Genomic DNA, 264 nt, shown 5'->3' with positions numbered 1-264 from the left:
CAAAATATCCGGATCCTAAAGTTACTTTATGGTTATCTGTTGTCCATGTTCCTACATTATGCTGCAGTTTTCCTGAAGCAGCAAAATCATCCAGGAGGCTTATAGAATCTTCTTCATCAAAGTAGACATCTCCCGTTATTAAACTTCCATTGCTTTTTATAGTTTTAGCCTTACCACTGTTTCTGTAATATATAGACCGGATGTCTACTTTCATCCCTGGCTGCCATTCTGATGATCCGTAAATATTAAGTTCTCTATTGATAC

General features: G+C 36.7%; 1 protein-coding gene. It reads right to left on the bottom strand.

The features are described from left to right. Positions 1-214: hypothetical protein (locus tag SB772_RS42105; RefSeq protein ID WP_410838785.1), on the bottom strand; the 214-nt coding region annotated here is incomplete at its 3' end. Positions 215-264 lie beyond the last annotated feature (50 nt).

This window comes from Paraburkholderia sp. SIMBA_030, assembly GCF_046535245.1.
GTDB lineage: Bacteria > Pseudomonadota > Gammaproteobacteria > Burkholderiales > Burkholderiaceae > Paraburkholderia.
The sequence above is the reverse complement of the archived record's forward strand: the minus strand, read 5'-3'. Positions and strand labels throughout refer to the sequence as shown.